We start from the raw sequence: 25878 nt of genomic DNA, 5'->3' as shown, positions 1-25878 counted from the left end.
GCCACGGCAGTAGCGCCCGAAAACCGGAGCCGGCGTTCCTCTCCCTCGCGCCGGCTCCGACCTTTCAACCTCGGGCGCGCGGCGCCAACCCCTTTTCCAAAGATTGGAGCCGACCATGACACCGATCGAACTTGCCGAAAAACTTCACGCCAGGGACGCGGTCCTGCTGGTCGGCCGGCTGCTCCTGTCCTTGATCTTCGTGCATGAGGGACTGGAACTGGCGACCCATTTCGAAGGCGCTCAGAAGGCGATGGCCGCGCTCGGCGTCGGCACGCCGCTGCTTTTGGCCACCATCGCGCTGCAGCTCGGCGCCGGCCTCTCCGTGGCGCTCGGCATCCTGGCGCGGCTCGGCGCGATCGGCCTCGGCCTGTTCTGCCTGATGACGGCCGGCCTCTTCCACACCAATTTCGCCAGCCAGAACGAACTGCTGCATTTCGAGAAGGATCTCGCCATCGCCGGCGGCATGTTCATCCTGGCGCTCTCCGGTTCCGGCAGGCTGTCGGTGGACAGGGTGCTGGCCAGGCTCGCGAAGGACACCAAGATTGATCCGCCCGTCGAGCAGCATCCGTCGGTGGGGGAGACGAGCCTGCCGGTTTGAGGCGGCACGGAAACCTCTTTGGATTGCTGGCGCCGGATGCTATTTGCTCGGGTCCCAAACTGAAGACGTCGCCTTGAATACGACAAGCCTACTGCGCCATATCAACGCCAGGCGTTGCCTGAGACTGCTGCAAAACGGCCGGCAGCTCTCCCGCGCCGACATGGCCCGCCAGCTCGGCCTGACAAGGGCCACGATCGGCAACGCCATGCGCGTCCTGCTCGATGCCGGCCTTGTCGTCGAGAGCGCCGAAATGTCCCCTGAAACGCGCAAGGGTCGTCCGGGCGTGGGCGTGTCGCTCAACCCTTCGGGGGCGTATTTTGTCGGCGCCGATGTCGGCACGCGTTCCTTGACCGGGGTGCTGCTCGACCTGCAGATGAATGTCGTCAGCCGCATCGTCGAGCCGACCGGTCCGCGCTACCGCGACGCCGGGCATATATCGGCAAGGCTGCTCTCCCTGATCGAGAGGCTGCTCAACGAAAATCCCGCTCTGCAGGACAAGGTGGAGGGCATCGGCATTTCGGTGCCGGGCCTCGTCGGCCGCGACGGCAGCGTGGTGCATGCGCCGTTCCTGGAATGGCGCAACTATCCCCTGCAAGCGGAACTGACGGCCAAGTCGCCGGCCGACTGGTCGGTCATGGTCTGCAACGACGCTTTCGCCTTCGCCAATGCCGAGCTTGCCGCCTCCGCCACGGCGAAGGCCGGCAGCATGCTGGTCGTTCTCCTGGCCGAGGGCATCGGCGGCGCCATCATCGATGACGGCCGTGTCGTGATGGGCGGGCACGGCTACTCCGGCGAAATCGGCCACACCATCGTTTCCGCCGGCGGCCGCGTCGATACATTCGAGATGCTGGCCGGCGCCAAGCTTTTCACGCGGCTGTTCGAAGAGGGGCAGCCAGTGGCCGACGGCGTCCAGATGCTGCTTGCAAGCGTCGGCAGCAAGGACGTGGACGCCGTGCTCGACGCCTGGGTCAGCGGCCTTTCCGCGGGCCTCGTCAACGCCATCCATCTGCTCGACCCCGGGCGCATCGTGCTCGGCGGCCCGCTGGCAGGCCTCTATCCCAAGCTCGGCCGGCGCATCCAGGCCGATATCAAGCGGCGGCTTCTGGCGGGCTTCGCGATGCCCGAGATCAGGGTGGCGCAGTTCGGCGCCGACGGCGCCGCGATCGGCGCGGCGGCGACCATCCGCGACACGCTTTTCGCTCTCCCGGACCTCGAGGCCAGCACGCGGTAGTTTCCCAGTCGGCTATGTCTGCGTTGGCAGGTGGTATGCCTTGGAGATTGGCCGAACCGGTCCGGCCTCGTCATCCACGGGCGGAGCAAGGAGCGTAGCGACGCGCGCAGACCCGAGGATCCATTCCGTGACTCATGAGCGCTGCTGCGGTCCAGAATTCTGCTCCGCTACGTTCTTCGATCAAAGTAACCGAATGGATCCCAGGGTCCCCACGACGCCGCTTCGCGGCTGCTCCGCCCAGGGATGACGACGTTGGGGAGGCTTCCACCAATCTCCAGCGTTTGCGCTGATTCCACGGAAATAGACGGTGAAAATCCAGTCCCTGTGCTGAGGAACTGGCTGTCATTTCCAAGGTTTTTTCTTGCACGCACTGGCGAACAGCGGGGCGCTGCGACAGTCCATTTTGGTGAGCCAACTCAAAGCACTAGCGCCGACCGCGGCCATGCGAAGTCGATCTATTGTCGCATCCCGCAAAACAGCCATCGCAGAAATCCTAATCAAGCGCCTTGACGCGGGGCGGTTTGTGATATTTGTTTTTGTATAAGACAAAAACAAATATCAGGGGAGCGAGCCTGTGCCCGTCAAGAAAGACGCCCGTTGTCTGCGCATCGGTATCCTCGGCTGCGGCCCGATCTCGCAATTCGCGCATCTGGAATCGGCGCAGAAGGGCAGGAACGTCGTCCTCCAGGCCGTCTGTGATGCCGATGCCGATCTGGCGCGGCGGTTCGGCTCCTTCTACGACGCGACAAGCATCTATAACGACTATGACCGCATGCTCGCCGATCCCGAGGTCGAGGCGATCGTCATCGGCATTTCAGATGCCTTCCACGTTCCGGCGGCGATCAAGGCTCTCTCGGCCGGCAAGCACGTTCTTTGCGAAAAGCCGATCGCAATGTCGGTCGAGGAGGCGGAGGAGCTGAGAGGCCATGTCGAGCGCACCGGCCTGGTGCTGCAGATCGGCCATATGCTGCGTTTCGATCCAGGCATCCAGGCAGCGCACGAATTCGCCACCAAGGAGATGGGCTCGCTGCTGGCGCTGAAGGCCTGGTACTGCGATTCCACCCATCGCTACACCATGACCGATGCGGTGCAGCCGGTGCCAAGGACCGGCGCCAAGGCGCTAAAGCCGGCCGGCGACCAGAAGGCCGATCGCCAGCGCTATTTCATGCTGGCGCATGGCAGCCATCTCGTCGATCTCGCGCGCTATCTGGCGGGGCCGATCAAGTCGGTGCAGGCACGTCTGCTCGAACGCTTCGGCGCCCATTGCTGGTTCGTGGACACGGAATTCGAAAATGGCGCGCTCGGCCATCTCGATCTGACGCTGCCGGTCCGGATGGACTGGCACGAAGGCTTCCAGCTCTATGGCGAGAACGGCAGCGCCATCGGCAAGATCTTCAACCCCTGGTACTACAAGTCGAGCGAGGTCGACATCTTCCGCGAGAGCAGCGCTTCCTCCGAGCGCGTGCTCGGCGCCGACGGGCATTTCTATCGCCGCCAGCTCGAAGGCTTCGCCGACGTCGTGCTCACCGGCGTGCCGATGAACGGCGCCTCGGTCGCGGACGGCGTCGCTTCCATCCGCGCCATGGTGGCGATCGGCCAGTCGGTCCGCAGCGGCAAGCCCGTCGATCTGGCGGACGCCTCGGGGCCGGTCTGATGTATCCCGCAATCTTTGCCCGGACCTATCCGCTCGGCCCCGTCGACCAGCTGCTCTGGGCGATCGGGCAAGACGGCTATGAGGGCATGCAGTTCAACCTGTCATGCCTGGGATTGGCCAGCCTTCCGGACACTGTCCCCGCCGCCGAGCTCACGGCCTTCGCCGAAGCTGCCCGCGCGCAGGACCTGGCAATTGCCGGCCTCTCCGGCACCTACAACATGGCTCACCCCGATACGGCGGTGCGCCGTGCCGCCCGCGCCCGCTTCGCCAATGTCGTCGCCGCCGCGCCGCTGCTTGGCGCGCCGATCGTGACGCTGTGCACCGGCTCGCGCAACGCCGACGACATGTGGGCAGCCCATCCCGACAACGCCTCGCCGGCCGCTTGGGCCGATCTGCGCGCCGAGCTCGATGCGGCGCTCGAGCTTGCCGACAAGCACGATGTGCGGCTCGGCATCGAGCCCGAGCCCGGCAATGTCGTTGCCGACGCCGTTCTCGCGCGGCGGATCCTCGACGAGGTCAGGAGCCCGCGCCTCGGCATCATCCTCGACGCCGCCAATCTCGTCGGCGACAGATTGAGCGATCAGGCCCGCGTCATGGAAGAGGCGGTGGACCTGCTCGGCGAGCACATTGTCCTGGCGCATGCCAAGGACATCGACCGGGCCGGCACGGTTGTCGCCACCGGCGCCGGCGCCGTCGACCTCCACCGGTTCCTGCGGCTGCTGCGCTCCCGCGGCTACGGCCAGGCGGTCGTCGCGCATGGCTTTGGGCATAAGGATGCGGCCGCGTCGGGCGCGGCTCTGCGCACGCTTCTTGAGGACGTGTCGTGACCGCCGGAACCTTCACCACCGCTGACGGCTGTGCGCTTGCCTTCGATGTCGCGGGCAAAGGATACCCGGTGCTTTGGCAGCACGGGCTCGGCGCGCCTCTCGACCAGCCGGTCGAGGTGTTTCCCGAAGACACCGGTCTGCAACGCGTCACGCTGATGTGCCGGGGCCACGGCGCCTCCGCGCTTGGCGATCCGTCGCGCCTCTCGATCGCGCAGTTCGCCGACGATGCCTTGGCGCTGCTCGACCATCTCGGCATCGAACAGGCTGCGGTCGGCGGCATCTCGCTGGGCGCGGCGATTGCGCTGCGGCTGGCAGGCTTTCATGCCCCGCGCGTGGCAAAGCTGGCGCTGGCGCGGCCGGCCTGGGTGGACGCACCTTCCATCGAGCGCCAGCACGGCTATCACGTCGCGGCGCGGTATCTCGAAAAATACGGCGCCGAAGAAGGCGCGGAGCGTTTTCGCGTATCGCCGGAGTTCATTGAGGTCCTTGCGGCCTCGCCGGACAACGCGGCCTCGCTCATCGGCTTCTTCAAGCGGCCGCGGCCCGATACCACGATCGCGCTTCTGACGCGCATTCCGCTCGACTGGCCGGGCGTGAGCCGCGCCCGGATCGAGGCCATCCGGCAGCCGGTGCTGATCATCGGCAACGACCAGGATTACGTCCACCCGCTTTCCTATGCGCGCGAGCTGGCCGGTCTCATCCCGGGCGCCCGGCTGGCCGAGATCACGTCGAAGACGGTCGATCGCGCGGCCTATATCGCCGAGTTCCGGAGCGCCTTGGCAGACTTCCTTCCGGACAGGGGAGGCGACCGATGACACGCGCCTCGATCCGCTCGATCCTGGTCGTCGATGTCGGCGGCACCTCGGTCAAATGCGGCATGGTCGTCGACCGTGTCGCGCAGGCCGGCGAGCGGCTCTTCCCGTCCGCCTTGATGCGCAACGCCGATCCCGTCGGCAGCTTCGCCAGGCTGGTCAGGGAGTTCTGCGCCGAGGCGGGCCTAACCCCCGACCTGATGGTCTCGACCGTTCCCGGCTTCATCGATACCGACGGCGACCGCGTTCTGTTCGCCGGCAATGTGCCCGAGCTCAACGGCCACCACCTGGCGAGCGAGCTCGGCGCGCTGCTTGGCTTCCCCGTCATCATCGAACGCGACTCTGTCCTTGTGCTGGCGGGTGAGGTGATCGCGGGTGCAGCGAAAGGCGCCGACAGCGTGCTTGGCCTGTTCTTCGGCACCGGTGTCGGCGGCGCCTTCCTGCAGGGCGGCGAAGCCTTTCGCGGCGGCGGCTGGGCGCTGGAGATCGGCCATATGCCTTTCGGCAATGAGGGCAGGACGCTGGAAGGACTGCGCACGGACTGCCTGGAAACCTACGTCTCCGGCCGCGCTCTGGAAGTCATCGCCGCCAGGCACGGCGTTCCCGTCACCGAGGTTTTTGTCCAGTCCCGGCGCATCCCCGGGCTTGGTGCGGACGTCGATCGGTTCGTGCGCGATCAGGCGCTCGCCATCGGCACGGCGGTGGCGCTGTTTTCCCCGGCCACGGTCGTGCTCGGGGGAGGGGTCTGCGCGATCGAGGCATTTCCGCGCCGGCAATTGGAGGAACTGGTGGCGCTCCGGGCGCCCTTCGCCGAGACGGGCCGCCCGATGGACCTACGCTGGGCCGGGCTCGGCTGGCGCGCCGTCCTCTATGGCGGCCTCAAGGCCGCCGACGACTATGCCGCGGCTCGATCGATGCCTGCATCCGAAGCGAAGCAAGAACGGGAGTCCCCGCCATGAGCCTGTTGGAGCTGAAGAGCATCTCGCGCCAGTTCGGCGCTATCCACGCCGTCGAGGACGTGTCGTTCAAGATCGAGCCCGGCGAGATCGTCGGCCTGATGGGCGACAACGGCGCCGGCAAGTCGACGCTGGTCAAGATGATCGCCGGCAACTTCCCGGTCTCGTCCGGCAAGATGGTGTTCGACGGCAAGGAGGTGCAGTTCAACCAGCCGTCCGACGCCCGCCGCGCCGGCATCGAGATCGTCTACCAGGACCTGGCGCTTTGCGACAATCTGAGCGCCGCCGCCAACGTCTTCCTCGGCCGCGAGATCATGCGCTCGGTCGGTCCATTCAAATTCCTCGACCATCGCAAGATGCGCGAGCGCGCCGCCGAGCTGTTCCGCGAGCTGCAGTCGGAGACGCGGCCGCGCGACGTGGTCAAGCGCATGTCGGGCGGCCAGCGCCAGGCGGTCGCCATCGCCCGCACCCGCCTGGCCGACGCCAAGCTGGTGCTGATGGACGAGCCGACCGCCGCGATCTCGGTGCGCCAGGTCGCCGAGGTGCTGGCGCTGATCAAGCGCCTCAAGGAGCGCGGCGTCGCCGTCATCCTGATCTCGCACCGCATGCCCGACGTGTTCGGCGTGTGCGAGCGCATCATGGTGCTGCGGCGCGGCCACCTGGTCGCCAACAAGCTCGCTTCGACCAGCTCGCCCGAGGAAATCACCGCCTTGATCGTCGGCGCCAAGGCCGCGGCCTAAAGGCAACAGGGGAGGATGGAATGAACAAGTCTCCGGACGCCAGCAACTTGGATTCGGTCTTCAACCTGTCGGAACGCAGCAAGCTCGGCGAGATGCTGCGCAGCCAGGAATTCTGGATCGTCATCGCGGTGCTGATCATCGGCGCCGTGGTGGGCATGATCGCGCCGCGCTTCCTCACCGGCGCCAACATGGCCAACATCCTGCAGAATTTCTGCTTCACCGCGCTGATGGCGATCGGCATGACGCCGGTGATCATGACCGGCGGCATCGACATCTCCGTCGGCTCCACGCTGGGCCTGACCGGCGTGCTGCTCGGCCTGTTCTGCGCCAGCGGCTACCCTTTCGCCGTCGTCGTGTTGTTCGTGCTTCTCGTCGGCGCCTTCGTGGGCATCGTCAATGGGGCGCTGGTTTCGTACCTGAAGCTGCCGCCCTTCATCGTCACGCTCGGCATGATGAGCCTCGTGCGTTCGCAGACGCTGGTCGTCACCAACAACCAGGTCGTCTACGATTTCGGCCGCGCCGGCGACACGCTGCTGGCGCTTGGCAGCGGCTCCTTCCTCGGCGTGCCGAACGTGCTGTGGGCGGTGATCGTTTCGGCCGTCGTCATGCAGTGGCTGCTGTCGATGACCAGATGGGGCCGCTACGTGCGCGCCATCGGCGGCAATGAAAATGCCGCGCGTCTTTCCGGCATCCCGGTCGATCGCGTCAAGGTTTCGACCTACGCGCTGCTCGGCGCCATGACCGGCATGACGGCGATCTTCCTCGTCGGCTGGATGGGCGCCGCCACCAACGCGCTCGGCCAGGGCCAGGAGCTGCAGGTCATCGCCGCGACCGTCATCGGCGGCGCCAACCTGCTCGGCGGCTTCGGCACGTCCTTCGGCGCCGTCATCGGCTCGGTGCTGATCGAGGTGATCCGCAACGCCCTGCTGCTCGCCGGCGTGAACCCGTTCTGGCAGGGCACCTTCGTCGGCCTCTTCATCCTGTTCGCGGTACTGCTTGAACGGTTCCGCTCCAGCCGCGCCTAGAACCTGTCCGGACGGGTGGCCTGTCCGGAAGGTTCGCGCACTTTCGTGCACATAACATCAGAGAGGAGAAAACCATGAGAAGCATCGACAGACTGACCGCCCGAATGGGCGCGACCGTGATCGCGGCGGCATTCGCCGCGGGCATCAACGCGGCGCCGGCTTCGGCCGAGACCTATGCGGTGATCGTCAAGACGGTGAACGACGTCTTCAGCGCCCCGGTCAAGGAGGGCTGCGAGAAGGCCGCCAAGGACCTCGGCGTCGAGTGCTACTATATCGGTCCGTCGGAGGTGAACGAGGCCCAGCAGCTTCAGGTCATCAACGACGTGCTGACCAAGGGCGTCGACGGCATCGCGGTCTCCGCGACCAATCCGAAATCCGTGGCCCGGCTGCTGGAAAAGGCAAAGGCGGCCGGCATCCCGATCGTGACCTTCGACGGCGATCTGCTGCAGGAAGACGCCGGCCTGCGCTCGACCTTCATCGGCACCGACAATTACAATTTCGGCGTCGAGCTGGCCAAGAAGGTCGTCGAATACAAGCCGAAGGGCGGCACGGTCTGCATCCAGACCGGCACGGCCGGCTCGCTCAATCTCGACCTGCGCGTCCAGGGCATTCGCGACACGCTGGCCAACGTCTCCAAGGACAAGCCGGTGAAGCGTCTTGCCGGCGAGAATGGCTGGACCGAGGTCGACGGCTGCCCGATCTACAACAATGACAACATCAGCCTCGCCGCCCAGCAGATGAACGACGTGCTGGTCGCCAATCCCAAGCTCGACGCTTTCGTCGCCGTCGGCGGCTGGGCGCAATACGCGCCGTCGGCCTACCGGCAGGCGGTCGGGCGGGTGAAGGACCGCGTCGATTCCAAGGACCTCGTCATCTCCTTCGGCGACGCTTTCGCGCCGCAACTGCCGCTGCTCAAGGATGGGCTTGCCCACTACCTTGTCGGCCAGAGCCCGTACAATATGGGCTACAAGTCGATCGAGGCCCTGCATGACCTGAAGCAGGGCAAGACGGTACCGCCCTATATCGACACCGGCTTCGTCAAGTGCACGCCCGACATGGCCGACACCTGCGGCAAGAACTGATCTTTAGACGGGCCGGCGGGAATCCCGCCGGCCCTTTCCAGGATAGCGCGGTGAAGCTCAGGCTTGCCGTCCTCGGCACCGGAATGATCGCGCGGCGTGCCCATCTGCCCGCATTGCTCGGCGATGCCAGGGTCGAGGTGGCGGCGATCGCCGCGCGCCGAGTTTGAACAAGGCTGCTGAAGCGCTGGACGGACCTGAACTGCCCGGATGAATATGCGGTGGCCAAGGTTCGCGGCAACGACATGCCCAATGTCGACCTCGTGCTGGAGCACAGCATGCCGGCGAATGTGACGTGGGAGTAGGGGTGAGGGGCCCTACAACACGCTCGTGATCCCGCCATCCACCAGCAGCGTCTGTCCCGTCACGAAGCTTGCTGCGTCCGACGCCAGGAACACCGCCGCGCCCGCCAGTTCCCCGACATCGCCCCAGCGCCGCATCGGCGTGCGGCCGGTGAGCCAGGTGGAGAATTTCTCGTCGGCGACGAGTGCGGCATTCAGCTCGGTCTTGAAATAGCCCGGCGCGATGGCGTTGACGCGCACGCCGTGCTGGCCCCATTCGCCGGCCATCGACTTGGTCAGCATGGTGATCGCACCCTTGCTCGCCGCATAGGGCGCGATCGAGGGGCGGGCGAGCGCGCTCTGCACCGAGGAGACGTTGATGATCACGCCCCTGCGGCGTTGGATCATACCCTTCACCGCGGCGCGGCTCACCTTGAAGACGCCGTCGAGATTGGTCGCCATCAGCGCGTCCCAGTCGGCATCGGAAAAAGTCTCGAGCGGCGCGCGGCGCTGGATGCCGGCATTGTTGACCAGGATGTCGATCGGCCCGGTGCCGGCTTCGCTCGCCGCAATCGCCGCATCGACCGACTGCGTGTCGGTGACGTCGATCAATGACTCCGCGACCGTGTAGCCGTTGCCGCGTAGCCTGTCGCCGGCGGCTTCGAGCTCGTCGGCCTTGCGGCCGCCTATGGTGACGCGCGCGCCGGCGGCGGCCAGCGCCTCCGCGAAGGCGAGGCCCAGCCCACGGCTGGCGCCGGTGATGAAGGCATGCCTGCCTTCGAGGCCGAAGAGACGGCCGAGATAGTCGGTCGAACGCATTTGCACCTTCATCGATCTGTCGACGGGCATTGTCACCCTGCCCAACAGCTCAAGCAAGCGCAAGGCGTCGGCCAGCATGGTCACGCCTTTGCGGCCTGCCTCAAGCGGCGAGCCACACGTCGGTGAAGTCCAATTCGTATGTCGGATGTGCGTGGCGGTTCATCACCTGCTTGGCCGAGTGGCAATAAAGCTTCATCCAATAGGGCTGGATGATCACGCCGGACTGCTGCAGGATCGTCTCCACGTCCTTCATCACCGCCCTGCGCTTCTCGACATCGGCGGTCTTCAGCGCCTCGTCGAGCTTGGCGTCGAATTCCTTCGAGGCGAAGCCGCTCTCGTTCCACGCCTCGCCCGTGCGGTAGGCGAGGGCCAGCACCTGCACGCCCAGCGGGCGCATCGCCCAGTTGGTGGTCGAATAGGCGAATTTCGCCCAGCCGTTCCAGTAGGTCGAGGCCGGCAGCACCGTGCGCTTCACCTTGAAGCCGGCTTCGCGCAACTGCGAAGCGATCGCGTCGGCGGTGTTCTTGCGGTAGTCGTCGTCGATCGAGAACAGCTCGTGCTCGTAGCCCATCTGGCCGGCCTCGGTCATCAGGCGCTTGGCCTCGTCGAGATCGCGCTTGATCGGCGGCAGCTCCGCATATTCGGGATGGATGCGGCAGACATGGTGGTTCTCGCCCACTTCGCCGGCGCCGGCGAGGCCGAGCTTCAGCACCACCGAATTGTCGACCGCAAGCTGCAGCGCGCGCCGCACGCGTTCATCGCTATAGGGCGCGGTCGTCGCATTGGCGCGGGCGACCACCGTCGAGGCCGACAGGATCTCGCTCTTGGTCAGGCCCATGCCGTCGAACACCGAGATGAAGTCGCCATTGCTGTCGAGATTGGTGTGGACCTCGCCGGCCTCGAAGGCGCTGACCAGCGCGTTGGGATCGACGCCGTAATCGATCATCTCGATGCCGTCGAGCAGCGCTTCGCCGCCCCACCATTTGCCGTTGGCGCGGCGCTTGAACACCGCGCGCTGGCCGACATCGAGCGAAACCAATTCGAAGGCGCCGGTGCCGATCGGATGCTTGGCGAGATCGCCGCCGCTGGCCTCGAAATCGCGATGCACGAGCAGCGCCGGATAATCGGCGAGATTGGGGATCACCGTCACGTCCGGCGCCGAGAGGTTGAGCACGACCGTGTGGTCGTCGACCTTCTCGATGGCGCCGGCGCGCAGCCTGCCGCTGTCGCCCTCGGTGAGGCCGGCAAAGCGCCGCGCCATCGAATTGCCGGCGGCCGCGGTATCGCACCAGCGGGTGAAGTTGAAGATCACGTCGTCGGCGCTGAAGGCATCGCCATTGTTCCAGGTCGCGTCCTTGCGCAGATAGAGCGTGTAGCGGGTGGCGTCGTCATTCACCTCCCAGCGCTCGGCAAGCATCGGCTTGAAGGTGAAGGTTTCCGTGTAGCGCACCAGCGGCTCGAGGAACTGCCGGCCGATATTGCCGAGATCGGAGGAATCGAACGTGCGCGGATCCTTCAGCCCCGGCACCAGCATCGCCACTTTCAGCACGCCGCCGCGCTTCGGCTCGTCGGCTCGTGCCTCGGTCGGAGCGGCGAGGCCCGCCATCGCATAGGCCGCCGAGGTGGAGGCGCCGAGCGCGCTGGCCACCGCCAGGAACTCGCGACGATCGACCCTGCCTTGTCTCACCGCAGCCTCCCATACGCCGAGGATGGATGGCAATTTGCGCGTTTCGGTACTCATTGTTTGGTCCCCTGTTGGTTGGTGCGCTCAGGCGGCCGCCGCCCGCCTTGGCTTCCGCAAAGTCTTGACGCCGGACATCTCGACGAAGTTGGTCGCCGACTCCCACAGATAGTCGCCATAGAGGAATGGCGCGAAATCGCTGGCGCCCTTGATCGGCAGCGGCGCGATCTCGGCGTCGACGCGCGGCTCGTAGAAGAAGGGGATGGAGTAGCGCGCCGTCTTCGGCGCGATCACCCGGTGGCGCGTCGCCTGCACCACACCGCCCGTCCAGCGCTCCAGCAACTGCCCGAAATTCACCGCCAGCGTGCCGTCTGCGGGCGGCACGTCGATCCACTCGCCGGCATGGTTCTTGGCCTGCAGGCCTTCGACGCCGTCCTGCGCCAGCAGCGTCACGAAGCCGGAATCGGCATGCTCGCGGCCGATGACCAGCCGCCGCTCGCCCTTGTGCATGACCGAATATTCAGGCTTCGACAGGTCGACCGCGCCATCCTCGGTGCGCAGCGGATAACGGATCAGCCTGAGCGTCGAGATGCCGCCCTGGAAATGGCCGTCGAAAATATCGTCCTCGAGCCCGAGGCTGCGCGCGATCGAGGCCATCAGCGCCGCGCCGACCTTTTCCATCGAGCGGTAGTAATGCGCTGCCGCCGCCTTCCATCCTGGAGCGTCGTTCTCGGCCGGCAGCGGCGTGCGTTCGAGCAGCGGATCGTCGGCCGCGAATTCGGCGTCGGCATGCGCGATGTCCGGCCCCATGTCGATGCCTTCCTTGCAGGACACCGCGGTCGGCTGCAGCGGGAACCAGCCGCGATAATAGTTCGATTTCGACGGATCGAAATTCCAGCGCAGCAGCTTCTGCTTTTCCGCGTCCGGCAAGTCGAAGATCTTCAGCAACTCGCCGCGCCGCTCGCGCGTCAAAAGCTCCGCGCCCGGAAAGCCGCGCGCGGTCATGAAGCCGATGCCGGAGGCAGCAGTGAAGATCTGGCGGTCTGCCTCGTCGCGGGCAGGCGACGGCGGGCCGAACAGCGGCGCGATGTCGATGGCGGGGATGCCCCCGGTGGTGTCGTCGCTCATCTCATGATCCTTGCGATGCTTGGGACCGGGCGTGCCGCAGTCGAATCCGCCGACAGGCGCGAGCACGCCATGAGGCGCGGCCCTTGCTCATTGTCTGGAAGGATTTCTGGATTGCCTGGCATCGCGATCCGTTTCGTTCCGACGCCTTGCCGGTCGGAGAAAAGCGGCTCGAACCCGGTGCCATGGTGGGAAGAAACGTCCAACAGGCAGGCAGCTTTGTCAAGCGTGGGCTGGCGGTTGACAGACCGTCCGGCCTGAACGACAGTCGCGCCACCCCATGGCACAGGGCTTTCAAGGGAACGAGCCGCAATTCGACAGGTCGCAGCGCGACCGGCGGAGAAGCGAGATGCTCGACGAAAGCCGTATCGATCCAACCAACTGTGATTTTCGCGGACGCCCATTGGCACGTGTTCGTTTCGCTGCGAACCAACGTTAGGCGAGGGCGTTCATGTCCATCTCAGGCAAGAACGACATCGACTGGCAGGCCTTCGCCAAGGCGCTCGATGGCATCGAAACCTTCGACACGCCGTCGATCGTGAAGAAGCGCTCGCGCGATTTCTTCTGGTACAGCCCGATCCTCAGCCGTGAATTGTCGTCCTGTTTCGGCGATCTCGTCGCCGCGCCGATTACGCTGGACGAGCTGGCGCGCTGCCTGGCTGTGGCCGCCGAATGGCGGGTGCCTATCGTGATCCGGGGCGGAGGCACCGGCAATTACGGCCAGGCGGTGCCGGTGGATGGCGGGCTGATCGTCGACATGACCGGCATCTCGCGCGTGCTGGAAATCGGTGCCGACACGGTGCGCGCCGAGGCCGGCGCCCGCATCGGCGATATCAACGCCGCACTCGGGCGCCACGGTCGCGAGCTGCCGATCGTGCCCTCGACCGAAGCGGTCGCCACCATTGGCGGTTTCATCGCAGGCGGCTCCGGCGGCATCGGTTCGATCCGCCACGGCATGCTGCGCGATGGCAAGAACATCCAGGCGATCACGGTGCTGTCGATGGAGAGGCAACCGGAACGCCACGTCTTCACCGGCCCCGAAATCCTCGCCATCCATCATGCTTGGGGGCTGAACGGCGTCATCACCGAGGTGACGCTCGGCACCATCGCGTCGCCGCGCTGGCGCAACATCATCGCCTCGTTCGACACCTATCGGCAGGCCTTCGAGGCCGGCATCGCGCTCGGCAACGCGCGCTCGCTGAACCTCAAGCTGCTGACAACGATAGACGGCCGCATCGCGGCTTCGATAACCAAGCTCGGGGAACTCGCAAGGCGCCGGCGCGACCTCGCCATCGTCATCGTGGCCGAGCCGGATGCGACAGCGGTTCGCGATGTGCTGCGCGACCATGGCGGCACGGTCGAGATCGACCTCGACGCGGACGGCATCGCGGCCTCCGGCCTGCCGGCGCTCTCCGAATTTTCCTACAACCACACCACGCTGCAGGTGCTGAAGCAGGACCGCACTGTCACCAACCTGCAGGTGACTTGTCCTGCGCCGCTCGATAGCGGCCTGATAGAGCCGCTGCAGGAAATCTTCGGCGACGAGGTGCTGATGCATCACGAATTCGCGCTGCTCGACGACCGGCTGGTCGCCTTCGACTTGCCGATCCTGCGCTACACCGACGACGCGCGCCTGACGGAAATCACAGCCATCTATGAAGCGCATGGACTGGGCACTTCAAACCCGCATGTTCCCTATGTCGAAGGCGGCAGCATGAAGCCGGATTTCAAACATCTGGCGTGGAAGAAGCGGCTCGACCCGGACGGCCTGCTCAACTCGGCGAAATCGCGTTTCTGGAACGAGGTGAAGCATTTGTCGGCCGAAGAGATCGAGGCCTTGCCTCGCCGGCGGATGAAGGATCGCAGATAGACTGGTTTTGGCGCCTGCGCGACTTGTGCCGCGCAGGCAGGTTCCGCTGCTAGTGCAAGTAACCGAGCAGCCAAAGAATAAGGATGACGGGCAAAGGTATCCCGATAAGCCAAAGCAATCCGCCTCGCAGCATGACGATCTCCAAAATGTTGCTATGTGAGGCAACGCTAATGCGCGATCTTGGTTCCTCGCCCGCGTTTCGTACGCTCGCGGCTGGCAGATATTCACACCTTCGCGAGAATCGTCTCGGCGGATCCGGAGTTGGTCGTGAAGCCGCTACGCCGCAGCAGCGCGCCGCCGTTAGCCGTTTGTGCTGACCCCCTAAGACCTTGTGGCCATTTGTCTAAAGGCGATGAGAAGCCCCCAATTTCGTCCTTGAAAATTGCCGCTTTTTCTCGCGGAGACGAAGCTGATTTACGGCTCTAACCCATTCAATTTCTTACAGGAATTTAATGTCTGCTGGAATTGCACGATAAAATCCGCGCGCCTATGCTTCGAATAGTATCGCGCCATTGTACCTGCCTTGGGCATGTCTGACGGCGCGATCGGCGACGGTTCGACGGCGGCTCTGCACGGCGGACCTTCCTGGATGCGGCTCGAAGGACAGGTGAGAGAAGTGGACGACGAAGTCGTCAGCAGGCGCAAGCGCCGCAATGTGCCCGCGCCCCCGAGCGAGCCGCTGGCCGAGGTCCGGCCGCCAGTCGTGCGCCGCTCGCGGCGCGGCTGGATTGTCGCGCTGCTCTTGGTCGTTGCGGCGGCCGGGGTCGCGTTCTGGCTGCATCCTGTTCAGGTTCAGCAGCAAGGCGGCCACCGTGGCGGCCGTTTCCGCGGCGGCGATCTTGCGCAGCCGGTTGCCGTTGCGCCCGTGGCGCAGGCCGATATTCCGATCGTGCTCGAGGCGCTGGGCACCGTCACCCCGCTCTCGACCGTGACGGTTCGCGCGCAGGTCAGCGGCCAGATCACCCAGATCGGCTTCACCGAGGGCCAGAACGTGAAGAGGGGCGATTTCCTCGCTCAGATCGACGACCGCACGCTGAACGCCTCGCTGCATCAATGGCAGGGCCAGCTGGAGCATGACCAGGCGCTGCTTGCCGATGCCAAGCTCGACCTCGACCGCGACCTGAAGCTCACCTCCAGCGCCATAACCCAGCAGGCGGTCGACCTGCAGCGCGCGACGGTGCAGTCCGACGAGGGCACGGTGATGTCCGACCAGGCGCAGATCGAGGCCGTGCAGGTCAACATCGCCAACAGCCATATCACCGCGCCCGCCGACGGCCGCATCGGACTGCGCCTCATCGACCAGGGCAATTACGTCACGCCGGGCGACGCCACTGGCATCGCGGTGATCGCTCAGATGCAGCCGATCTCGGTTCTGTTCTCGCTGCCAGAGGACAGCCTGGCGCAAGTGCTGGAACAGACGCATGGCAATGCCGGGCTCAAAGCCACCTTGTTCGACCGCAACGGCACCAAAGAGATCGCCGAAGGCACGCTACAGACGATCGACAACCAGATCGATCCGACCACCGGCACGGTGAAGCTGCGCGCCGTCTTCCCCAACACCGATGGCGTGCTCTATCCCAACCAGTTCGTCAACGTGCATCTGCTTGTGCGCACTTTGACCGGCGTCAGCGTGCTGCCCAACGCCGCCATCCAGCACGGCGCGCCAGGCACTTTCGTCTACCAGCTCAACGACGACAGCACCGTCTCGGTGAAGACAGTTACGCTCGGCCCGGGCAACGCCACCGTCACGCAGCTGCTCTCCGGTTTGGCGCCAGGTGCCAAGGTCGTGGTCGACGGCGTCGACCGGCTCAAGGACGGCGCCAAGGTCACCGTGCCCGACAACGCCGTGCCAGCCTCGAGAACAGCGCCGGCCGCCGCCGCGCCCGCGCAGTCGCAAGCAGCTGGGGCGAGCAGCCCGGCTGCCGGCACGCCGCCGGCCAGCTCCGGCAACACGCCCGCCAATTCCGGCAACGCCCCCGCGGCCACCAGTGGCCAGGGCGGCCAGGCAGGAGAGGGCGCGGACGCATCGGGCGATGCTTCCGGCCGTAAGCATCACCGCCACCATCGCCGCGACGGCGGCGCCAATGCCGGCAGCGGCGGCAATGGCGGCGACAGCGGCCAGGGCCAATGAGCACGCCGAGCGGCCTCGTCTCCGGCTGGTTGAACCCGTCGCGGCCGTTCATCCTGCGGCCGGTGGCCACCACGCTTATCATGGCGACCATCCTGATCGTCGGCATGATCGCATACATGTTCCTGCCGCTCTCGGCTTTGCCCGAGGTCGACTATCCGACGATCCAGGTTCAGACCTTCTATCCCGGCGCCAGCCCCGAGGTGATGACGACATCGGTCACGGCACCGCTGGAGCGCCAGTTCGGCCAGATGCCTGGGCTGGAGCAGATGTCGTCGGGCTCCTCCGCCGGCGCCTCGGTCATCACGCTGCGCTTCAGCCTCGACCTCAGCCTCGACATCGCCGAGCAGGAGGTGCAGGCAGCGATCAACGCGTCGGGCAATCTTCTGCCCGCCGACCTGCCGGCGCCGCCGATCTACGCCAAGGTCAACCCGGCCGACGCGCCGATCCTGACGCTGGCGATCACCTCGAAGACGCTGCCGCTGACGCAAGTCGAGAACTATGCCGAGACCCGGCTGGCGCAGAAGATCTCGCAGCTTCCCGGCGTCGGCCTGGTGAGCATCTCCGGCGGCGAGCGGCCGGCCGTGCGCGTGCAGGTGAAGCTCAAGGCGCTGGCCGCCATGGGCCTCAATATCGACGATCTGCGCACCACCATCGGCACGCTCAACGTCAACACGCCGAAGGGCAGCTTCGACGGGCCGGCGCGCTCCTACACCATCAACGCCAACGACCAGGTCGCCGATCCCAAGACCTATGCCGACATGGTGGTCGCCTATCGCAACGGCGCGCCGGTGCGGCTGGGCGAGGTGGCCGACATCATCGAAGGCCCCGAGAATTCCAGGCTGGGCGCCTGGGAAAACCGCACGCCGGCGATCATCCTCAACATCCAGCGCCAGCCGGGCGCCAATGTCATCCGCGTCGTCGACGGCGTGAAGGCGCTGCTGCCGCAATTGCGCGCCGGCCTGCCGGCGGCGCTCAGCGTCGAGCCGCTGACCGACCGCACCACCACCATCCGCGCCTCGGTCGACGACGTCCAGTTCGAGCTGGCGATGGCGGCGCTCTTGGTCGTCCTCGTCACCTTCCTGTTCCTGCGCAACATCCCGGCGACGATCATCCCCAGCCTGTCGGTGCCGCTCTCCTTGGTCGGCACTTTCGCGGTCATGTATCTGTGGGGCTTCAGTCTCGACAATCTGTCCTTGATGGCGCTCACCATCGCGTCCGGATTCGTCATCGACGACGCCATCGTCATGATCGAGAACATCTCGCGCTTCATCGAGCATGGCGACGATCCGGTGACCGCCGCGCTCGAAGGCTCGGCCCAGATCGGCTTCACCATCATCTCGCTCACCGTCTCGCTGATCGCGGTGCTGATCCCGCTTCTGTTCATGGGCGACGTCGTCGGCCGCCTGTTCCACGAATTCGCCATCACTCTAGCCATCGCCATCGTGATTTCGGCCATCGTTTCGCTGACCTTGGTGCCGATGCTCTGCGCCAGGCTGTTGAAGCCGCCGGCCGAGCGCAGGCCGGGCGCGCTGTCGCGCTGGAGCGAGGGCGCCTTCGACGCGGTCGCCAATGGCTATGGCGCTGCGCTGCGCTGGGTGCTCGACCGCCAGGCGCTGACGCTGCTGGTCGCGGTCGCAACGCTGGCGCTCACCGTCTATCTCTACATCGCCATCCCGAAGGGCTTCTTCCCGGTGCAGGACACCGGCGCCATCTCGGCCATCACCGAAGCGGCGGGCTCGGCTTCCTATGCCGACATGGCGGCGCACCAGCAGGCGCTGGCCGACGCGATCCTGAAGGATCCCGATGTCGCCAGCCTGTCGTCCTTCATCGGCGTCGACGGCCAGAACATGACCGCCAACAGCGGCCACATGCTGATCAATCTGAAGCCGCGCGACGAGCGCACTGACGACGCCGGCGCCATCATCCGCCGGCTGATGCAGGAGACGGCCCAAATCACCGGGATAGCGCTGCACATGCAGCCGGTGCAGGACCTGACGGTCGATTCCACGATCAGCGCTTCGCAATACCAGTATGTGCTGCAGGATTCCGATCCGGTCGAGCTGGCGGCATGGACGACCAAGCTAACCGACAGGCTCACGGCGCTTCCCGAACTCGCCGATGTCGCCAGCGACAGCCAGCAGAGCGGGCTTGCCGTCGACGTCACCATCGACCGCGCCACGGCGGCGCGCTTCGGCATCACGCCGGCAACGGTCGACAATGCGCTTTACGACGCCTTCGGCCAGCGCATCATCTCCACCATCTTCACCCAGTCGAACGAATACCGCGTCATCCTCGAAGCCGATCCGTCGGTCGGTCAGACGCCGGCCTCGCTGGGCTCGATCTATTTGCCGTCCTCGGGCGCCGGCCAGGTGCCGCTGTCGGCGATCGCCAGCATCAATGTCCGGCAGGCGCCGCTGCTGGTGAACCACCTGGCGCAATTCCCGGCCGCGACCATTTCGTTCAACCTTGCCCCCGGCGTCTCGCTCGGTGATGCCACCGCGGCGATCACCGCCGCCGAGAAGGACATGCGGCCGCCCGCCGGCCTGACGACCGGCTTCCAGGGCGCCGCCCTTGCGCTGCAGAGCTCGCTGTCCAACGAATTGCTTCTGGTGCTGGCGGCGGTCGCCACGGTCTATGTCGTGCTCGGCGTGCTCTACGAAAGCTTCATCCATCCGCTGACCATTCTGTCCACGCTGCCCTCGGCAACCGTCGGCGCGCTGGTCGCGCTGATGCTCGCCGGCCATGACCTCGATGTCATCGGCATCATCGGCATCGTGCTGCTCGTCGGCATCGTCAAGAAGAACGCCATCATGATGATCGACTTCGCGCTGCAGGCAGAGCGGCTGCAGGGGCTCGATCCGCGCGAGGCGATCTACGAGGCGTGCCTGCTCAGGCTCCGCCCGATCCTGATGACGACGTTCGCCGCCCTCTTCGGCGCGCTGCCGCTTCTGGTCGGCGGCCTGGCCGGCTCGGAATTGCACCAGCCGCTCGGCATCACCATCGTCGGCGGCCTGATCGTCAGCCAGGTGCTGACGCTGTTCACCACGCCGGTCATCTATCTTGCCTTCGACCGGCTGACGCGGCGCGGCGCCGGCGTCGTCGAAGCCTCCGCCGGCGGGTCCGCGCCGTGAATCTCTCGGCCCCGTTCATCGCGCGGCCGGTCGCTACGACGCTGCTCGCGATCGGCCTCGCCGCCGCCGGCCTGATCGCCCATTTCAATTTGCCCGTGGCACCTTTGCCCAAGGTCGATTTCCCCACCATCTCGGTGCAGGCCTCGATGGCGGGCGCCAGCCCCGACACGATGGCGACCGATGTCGCGGCGCCGCTGGAGCGCCATCTCGGCCAGACCGCCGGCGTCTCCGAGATGACCTCGCGCTCGGGCACAGGCTCGACGAATGTCGTGCTGCAATTCGACCTCGACCGCGACATCAACGGGGCCGCGCGCGACGTCCAGGCCGCCATCAACGCCGCGCGCGCCGACCTGCCGTCGGACCTGCGCAGCAACCCGACCTATCGCAAATACAATCCCGCCGACTCGCCCGTGATGATCCTGGCGCTGACCTCGCGCACGTTGACGCCCGGCCAGCTCTACGATGCCGCCGCGACCGTGCTGCAGCAGCGTCTGTCGCAGGTCGAGGGCATCGGCAATGTCGACCTCGGCGGCTCGTCGCTGCCGGCGGTGCGCGTCGAGCTCAATCCCGGCGCGCTGTTCCACTACGGCATCGGCCTGGAGGATGTGCGCGCCGCCCTTGCCTCGGCCAACGCGCGCAGCCCGAAAGGTTTCGAGGAAGACGGCGCGCTGCGCTACCAGCTCTACACCAACGACCAAGCGAGCCACGCCGCCGACTTTCGCGATCTGGTGATTGCCTGGCGCAACAATGCGGCGGTCAGGCTGCGCGACATCGCCGATGTCGAGGATTCCGTCGAGGACGTGCGCAATCTCGGTCTGGCCAATGGCGAGCCGGCGGTGCTCCTGGTGCTCTACCGCGAGCCCAACGCCAACATCATCGAGACCGTCGACCGCGTCCGCGCCCTGATCCCGACGCTGCAGGCCTCGGTGCCGGCCGACGCGCGGCTCGGCATCGCGACCGACGGCTCGACCACCATTCGCGGCTCGCTGCACGACACCGAGCTGACACTGGTGCTGGCGGTGCTGCTCGTCATCCTCGTGGTGTTCTGCTTCCTGCGCGACTGGCGCGCGGCGCTGATCCCGAGCGTCGCGCTGGTCGTCTCGATCCTCGGCACTTTCGGCGCCATGTACCTGCTCGGCTTCACGCTCGACAATCTGTCGCTGATGGCGCTCACCATCGCCACCGGCTTTGTCGTCGACGATGCCATCGTGGTGCTGGAAAACATCACGCGCCACATCGAGGACGGCATGCCGCGCGGCAGGGCGGCGCTGGTCGGCGCCAGGGAAGTCGGCTTCACGGTGCTGTCGATGAGCGCCTCGCTGGTCGCCGTCTTCCTGCCGATCCTGTTGATGGGCGGCATACTCGGCCGCCTGTTCCAGGAATTCGCCCTGACGCTGTCGCTCTCGATCGCGATTTCGCTCGTCCTGTCGCTGACGGTGACGCCGATGATGTGCGCGCACTTTCTGCGTCCGGGCGCGAGCCCGTCGACCGGACGCTCGATCCTTGCCCGCTTCGGCGAAGGCGTCTTCGAACGCGTCCGCGCCTTCTATGGCCGTTCGCTGGCCTGGTCGCTCGACAATTCGGAAATCATGCTGGTGGTGCTTCTCGCGGCCATCGTCTTCAACGTCTATCTCTATACTGTGGTGCCGAAGGGCTTCTTCCCGCAGCAGGACACCGGCGAGCTGATGGGCGGCCTGCGCGCCGACCAGGCTATCTCCTTCCAGCTGATGCGCCAGAAATTCGAGCGGCTGGAATCGATCCTCAAGAGCGACCCGGCGGTCGAGAGCGTGGTCGGATATATCGGCGGCCGGCAGACCAATTCCGGCTTCGTCCAGGTCGCGCTGAAGCCGAAGGGCGAGCGGGCGCCGCTGCAGGTGGTGCTGACCCGGCTGCGCGCGCAGCTCGGGCAATTGCCCGGCGCGCAGCTCTTCCTCAATCCGCGCCAGGAGATCAGGGTCGGCGGGCGCCAGAGCCTTGCGACCTACCAGTACACGCTGCAGGCCGACACCACTGCCGATCTCGACGAATGGACGCCGAAGCTGGTCAATCTCCTCAAGCAGTCGCCGGAACTCACCGACGTCAACTCCGACCGCAACGAGGCCGGGCTCGAAACCAACATCAAGGTCGATCGCGAGAGCGCTGCGCGTCTCGGCCTGACCCCGGCCAGTATCGACGCCACGCTCTACGACGCCTTCGGCCAGCGCCAGGTGTCGACCATCTTCAACGCCCGCAACCAATACCATGTCGTCATGGAGGTGGCGCCGCGCTATCTGCAGGATCCGAGCGCGCTGAACGGCATCTATGTCAGCACCTCGGGCGCCGCGGCCAGCGGCACGCAGCAGACCAACGCGCTGGCCGGCAGCCTGACGGGCTCGCTGCGGAACCAGGCGACCAACGCCATTGCCGTCACCGGCCATGGCAGCGCCTCGAGCGGCGCGGCGGTCAGCACCTCGGCCGAAAAAATGGTGCCATTGGCCGCCTTCAGCACCTATGGACCGGCGACCATGCCTTTATCGGTCAACCACCAAGGCCATTTCGTCGCCACGACCATTTCGTTCAATCTCGCCGACGGCGCGACGCTCGGCGACGCCTCGGCCGCGATCGACCGCGCCATGGCCGAGCTGAAGATGCCGGTCGCAATCCATGGCTCCTTGGCCGGCACCGCGCTCGCCTTCCGCGCCAACCTGCTCAACGAATTGCTTTTGATCGCAGCCGCACTTGCCACGATCTATGTCGTGCTCGGCGTGCTCTATGAAAGCTACGTCCACCCGATCACCATCCTGTCGACGCTGCCCTCGGCGGGCATCGGCGCGCTGCTCGCGCTCATCGTCACCGGCATGGAGTTCGACGTGATCTCGCTGATCGGCATCATCCTGTTGATCGGCATCGTCAAGAAGAACGCCATCATGATGATCGACATGGCCCTGCAGGCCGAGCGGCTGGAAGGGCTCTCGTCCCGCGAGGCCATCCACAAGGCCAGCGTCCAGCGCTTCCGGCCGATCATGATGACGACCTTCGCGGCGCTGCTCGGCGCGCTGCCGCTGGCGATCGAGACCGGCACGGGCGCGGAACTGCGCCAGCCGCTCGGCGCGGCGATCGTCGGCGGCCTCATCGTCTCGCAGTTGCTGACGCTCTACACGACGCCGGTCGTCTATCTCTATCTCGACCGTCTCAGCGCGAGGAAGCCATCGCTGCGACTCGCTCCGGCGGAGTGATCCCGATCACTCGCCGGTGATGCGCTGGTGCACGCGGTTAAGACTCTCCGCGAAGGCCTCGAACGTGCCCCGCTCGGTCAGTTCGCGCAGCACCTGCTCGTTGATGCCGCCGCGCGTCGCATAGTCCTGCGCAAGATGCATGAAATCTTCGTCCGGCGCCGTATCCGGCGCGTTGGCCAGCGCCTTGTAGATGCTGGTAATGTAGTCGCGGGCCTTCTCGCCCGGCACACTCTGGCCGCGCACCCAGGTGTGGATCGTATCGAGATATTTAAAATAGCTGGCATAGGTCGCGGTGACGACGCTCAGCGCATCGAATTCGCTTTGGTCCTCGACTTCGATCACGCCGCCCAGCCGGCCGAAGAACGCCGCCATGATCGGGTCCGGCGGACAGACGATCGTCGCGCCCTGCAGGCGGGCGATCATCGGCATCGGCAGCGCCTTGCCGACATGCGCGGCCGGCGCCACCAGCGCGGCGATCTCATCGCGCGATATCGTGGCGATCAGGCTGACGACATGATGGTCCGGGCCGGAACCGCAGTTCCTTCAGCACCTCGCGCGCGATCTGCGGCCGCACCGCCAGCATGACGGTGTCGCACTGGTCGAGCACGGCCTGGTTGTCGGCGGCGATGCGTACATCCGGGAAGCGCTGGGCAAGCTCCGCCGCGATCGCTTCGTTGCGCGGCGAAACCACCACCGGCGTCGTCTCCCCCGGCAGCGATTTCAGCCCGGTGACGATGGCCGAGCTCAACGCGCCCGTGCCGACAAAGCCAAGTCTCATGGAAGTTTTCGTCCTGTTTCGGATTGCCGCCGACAATAGCGACGGTTCCGTTGCCGGCAAGGGGAGGCGACGGTTCCGGCCATGCCCGCGGCCGGACCGCGCCTTGAAGATGGGCCTGAGCTGTTACCCGCGATTAAGGCCGGACTGATACATTCCGCCGCGTTCGATCGGGGAATGTGGCCGTGAGCCAGCGCGCGTTTATCACTCTGCTCATCCTGATGGCGGTGCTCGTGGCACTGTCGGCGACATCGTTCCCGGGCGCCCTGATCGGCTTCCTGTTCGGCATCGCCATTGCCTTCTTCGTCGCCGGGCCGGTCATGCTGATCGGCAAGGTGCTCGATAACAACGGCATTGCGATATCCGGTCAGACAGCCCTGTGGGTGCTCGCCGGCTTTTATGCGCTGCTCGTTCTCGCCGCGGCATTCCAGATCTGGCGCCGGCTTCAGCGTCAGGAACCCGATCAGGCGCGATCCGCGGGGCTGCGGCTGGGGCTGTTCGTCGCACTCCCCGCGATGGCGTGGCTGTCGGTGAACGCGATGAAGGACGCCTGGCCTTGAGGCTGCCGCAACTGCGGCAACCTCATTGACGGGCTCGGCTCACCGCTTCGGTCCAAAGCCCGGATAGGGGTTGAGCGGCACAACGGCCGCGATGTCCATCATGCCGGCCTCGATCAGCGGCAGCGTGGCAAGGTGGCCGCGCACTTCGGCGTCGTCGGCCGCCTCGAACATGATGCCGGTGCCGGGAATGTCGCCGCGGTTCCAGATCTGGCGCACGGCGCCTTGCGCGTAGAGTGTCTTGCGTTGCTCGGATTCGGGCGGCAGCAGCGGCGCGAAATCGGCGTCGCTGAACTTTTCGGTGTTGCGGGTGAGCAGGGCAAAGAACTGCATGGCGGTCTCCTTTGTGGCAAGTGATGCCGGCAGGTATCGCGCTGGCTGGCCAGACTGTCCAAGACTGATTAGGCTATAGTTGAGACTGAAAAGGTCTTGACCGTTGAAGGCGAAAAATGCTCGACCTGCGCCAGATCAGATACTTCGTCGCCGTCGCCGAGGCTGGCAATGTCGGCCGCGCCGCCGCGCAATTGCACATTTCGCAATCGCCCTTGAGCCGGCAGATCATCCAGCTCGAGGAGCAGCTCGGCGTCACCCTGTTCGAGCGGGCGAAGCAGCGCGTCCATCTCAACGCCGAGGGCAGGGCCTTCCTTGCCGAGGCCCGCGCCTTGCTTGCCAATGCGGCGCGGCTGGAAGAACTCGGCCGCAACCTCGCCAGTGGCGCGACCGGCAGCCTCGCCATCGGCTATGTCGAGGGCGCGGTGCATTCCGGGCTGGTCGCCGCGATGCTGCGGGATTTCCGCCGCGCGCGGCCGGATTTCCATCTGCAATTGCGCAGCCGGCGGACAGCGGCGCAGTTCGAGGATCTGCGCCAGCGCGCGCTCGACCTCGGCTTCGTCTATTCGCCAGCGCCGGAAGGCGACCCCGATCTTGAAAGCATGCTGGTGCGGCGCGAGCCGCTGGTGCTGGCAATGCCGGAGGGTGATCCGCTCGCCGATGTCGTCGGCATCCAACCTAGCCAGCTCGACGGCCGCGTCTGGATCACTGTCGTGCGCCAGCCTGGCGACACCAACCGCGCGCAGTTCCTGGCGGCCTGCGCCGAATCCGGCTTCATGCCCGATATCGCCTATGAGACGGCCGACCCCTTGACCTCGCTCGGCCTGGTCAGCGCCGGCCTCGGCCTCGCCACGGTCCAGCAAAGCCTGCGAAGCGCGACACCCCAGGGCGTCGTCTTCCGCGACCTGCCGTGGTTCAAACGCAGCGTTTCGATCCACCTCGCCTGGCGGCGGAATGACCGGCGGGCGGTGATTGGGGATTTGAGGAGAGCAGTAGGCAGTAGGCAATAGGCCTGCTTTCCTATTGTCTATTCCCTACTGC

Annotated in this window: 21 protein-coding genes; 15 read left to right on the top strand and 6 right to left on the bottom strand. The window is 66.0% G+C overall.

Features of this window, described 5'->3' with window-relative positions; all coding sequences use genetic code 11:
• Positions 1–115 precede the first annotated feature (115 nt).
• From FJ430_RS26715 to FJ430_RS26675, 9 genes are all read left to right on the top strand, one after another.
• Positions 116–598 (top strand): DoxX family protein, encoded by a 483-nt coding sequence (locus FJ430_RS26715; RefSeq protein ID WP_140703053.1) that lies wholly within the window; start codon positions 116–118, stop codon positions 596–598.
• A 73-nt stretch (positions 599–671) separates the two neighbouring features.
• Positions 672–1829 carry an ROK family transcriptional regulator gene (locus FJ430_RS26710; protein WP_140703055.1) on the top strand — a complete coding sequence of 386 codons (1158 nt, stop codon included), beginning with the start codon at positions 672–674 and terminating at the stop codon, positions 1827–1829.
• A 574-nt stretch (positions 1830–2403) separates the two neighbouring features.
• Positions 2404–3483, top strand: coding sequence for a Gfo/Idh/MocA family protein (locus FJ430_RS26705; RefSeq protein ID WP_140703057.1), 1080 nt, complete (start codon positions 2404–2406; stop codon positions 3481–3483).
• Positions 3483–4310, top strand: coding sequence for a sugar phosphate isomerase/epimerase family protein (locus FJ430_RS26700; protein WP_140703059.1), 828 nt, complete (start codon positions 3483–3485; stop codon positions 4308–4310). Before FJ430_RS26705 ends, FJ430_RS26700 begins: the two co-directional genes overlap by 1 nt.
• Positions 4307–5125, top strand: coding sequence for an alpha/beta fold hydrolase (locus FJ430_RS26695; RefSeq protein WP_140703061.1), 819 nt, complete (start codon positions 4307–4309; stop codon positions 5123–5125). The genes FJ430_RS26700 and FJ430_RS26695 overlap by 4 nt, the downstream gene beginning before the upstream one ends.
• Positions 5122–6081 (top strand): ROK family protein, encoded by a 960-nt coding sequence (locus FJ430_RS26690; protein WP_140703063.1) that lies wholly within the window; start codon positions 5122–5124, stop codon positions 6079–6081. The genes FJ430_RS26695 and FJ430_RS26690 overlap by 4 nt, the downstream gene beginning before the upstream one ends.
• Positions 6078–6818: an ATP-binding cassette domain-containing protein gene (locus FJ430_RS26685; protein WP_140703065.1), complete on the top strand. Its 741-nt coding sequence runs from the start codon at positions 6078–6080 to the stop codon at positions 6816–6818. Before FJ430_RS26690 ends, FJ430_RS26685 begins: the two co-directional genes overlap by 4 nt.
• Positions 6819–6838: 20 nt before the next feature.
• Positions 6839–7843, top strand: coding sequence for an ABC transporter permease (locus FJ430_RS26680; protein WP_140651718.1), 1005 nt, complete (start codon positions 6839–6841; stop codon positions 7841–7843).
• A gap of 74 nt (positions 7844–7917) precedes the next feature.
• On the top strand, positions 7918–8925 hold the full coding sequence (locus tag FJ430_RS26675) for a sugar-binding protein (RefSeq protein WP_140703067.1): 1008 nt from the start codon (positions 7918–7920) through the stop codon (positions 8923–8925).
• Between the two features lie 314 nt (positions 8926–9239).
• Here FJ430_RS26675 and FJ430_RS26670 read toward each other — a convergent pair whose 3' ends face one another.
• The 3 genes from FJ430_RS26670 to FJ430_RS26660 form a co-directional block, all read right to left on the bottom strand.
• Positions 9240–10022: a glucose 1-dehydrogenase gene (locus FJ430_RS26670; protein WP_140703069.1), complete on the bottom strand. Its 783-nt coding sequence runs from the start codon at positions 10020–10022 to the stop codon at positions 9240–9242.
• Positions 10023–10122: 100 nt separating this feature from the next.
• Positions 10123–11763 carry an ABC transporter substrate-binding protein gene (locus FJ430_RS26665; protein WP_140703071.1) on the bottom strand — a complete coding sequence of 547 codons (1641 nt, stop codon included), beginning with the start codon at positions 11761–11763 and terminating at the stop codon, positions 10123–10125.
• A gap of 27 nt (positions 11764–11790) precedes the next feature.
• Complete coding sequence (locus FJ430_RS26660; RefSeq protein WP_140703073.1) at positions 11791–12831, bottom strand: isopenicillin N synthase family dioxygenase; 1041 nt, start codon at positions 12829–12831, stop codon at positions 11791–11793.
• Positions 12832–13279: 448 nt separating this feature from the next.
• Between FJ430_RS26660 and FJ430_RS26655 the strand changes: the two genes are divergently transcribed.
• The 4 genes from FJ430_RS26655 (at position 13280) to FJ430_RS26640 (ending at position 23175) form a co-directional block, all read left to right on the top strand.
• Positions 13280–14698, top strand: coding sequence for an FAD-binding oxidoreductase (locus tag FJ430_RS26655; RefSeq protein ID WP_140703076.1), 1419 nt, complete (start codon positions 13280–13282; stop codon positions 14696–14698).
• 529 nt (positions 14699–15227) lie between these two features.
• Positions 15228–16829, top strand: a complete 1602-nt coding sequence (locus tag FJ430_RS26650; protein WP_226891929.1) for an efflux RND transporter periplasmic adaptor subunit — start codon at positions 15228–15230, stop codon at positions 16827–16829.
• A 29-nt stretch (positions 16830–16858) separates the two neighbouring features.
• On the top strand, positions 16859–19960 hold the full coding sequence (locus tag FJ430_RS26645) for a multidrug efflux RND transporter permease subunit (protein ID WP_181175246.1): 3102 nt from the start codon (positions 16859–16861) through the stop codon (positions 19958–19960).
• On the top strand, positions 19957–23175 hold the full coding sequence (locus FJ430_RS26640) for an efflux RND transporter permease subunit (protein ID WP_140703084.1): 3219 nt from the start codon (positions 19957–19959) through the stop codon (positions 23173–23175). Before FJ430_RS26645 ends, FJ430_RS26640 begins: the two co-directional genes overlap by 4 nt.
• Before the next feature lie 6 nt (positions 23176–23181).
• Here the strand turns inward: FJ430_RS26640 and FJ430_RS26635 are convergent, their stop codons facing one another.
• Together FJ430_RS26635 and FJ430_RS26630 are read right to left on the bottom strand one after the other, a co-directional pair.
• A complete protein-coding gene (locus FJ430_RS26635; protein WP_226891928.1) occupies positions 23182–23640 on the bottom strand; it encodes a hypothetical protein in 459 nt (152 codons plus the stop codon).
• A gap of 13 nt (positions 23641–23653) precedes the next feature.
• Positions 23654–23953: an NAD(P)-binding domain-containing protein gene (locus tag FJ430_RS26630; protein WP_226891927.1), complete on the bottom strand. Its 300-nt coding sequence runs from the start codon at positions 23951–23953 to the stop codon at positions 23654–23656.
• A 182-nt stretch (positions 23954–24135) separates the two neighbouring features.
• Between FJ430_RS26630 and FJ430_RS26625 the strand changes: the two genes are divergently transcribed.
• Positions 24136–24510, top strand: a complete 375-nt coding sequence (locus FJ430_RS26625) for a hypothetical protein (RefSeq protein WP_140703087.1) — start codon at positions 24136–24138, stop codon at positions 24508–24510.
• A 39-nt stretch (positions 24511–24549) separates the two neighbouring features.
• Here FJ430_RS26625 and FJ430_RS26620 read toward each other — a convergent pair whose 3' ends face one another.
• Entirely contained in the window at positions 24550–24840 is a 291-nt protein-coding gene (locus FJ430_RS26620; protein WP_140703091.1) for a muconolactone Delta-isomerase family protein, read from the bottom strand.
• Between the two features lie 116 nt (positions 24841–24956).
• On the opposite strand from FJ430_RS26620, the gene FJ430_RS26615 reads away from it, so the two are divergent.
• Positions 24957–25847: a LysR family transcriptional regulator gene (locus tag FJ430_RS26615; RefSeq protein ID WP_140703095.1), complete on the top strand. Its 891-nt coding sequence runs from the start codon at positions 24957–24959 to the stop codon at positions 25845–25847.
• Positions 25848–25878: the final 31 nt, after the last annotated feature.

This window comes from Mesorhizobium sp. B2-8-5 (genome assembly GCF_006440675.2).
Lineage (GTDB): Bacteria > Pseudomonadota > Alphaproteobacteria > Rhizobiales > Rhizobiaceae > Mesorhizobium.
This window is presented reverse-complemented; position numbering and strand designations above follow the sequence as displayed.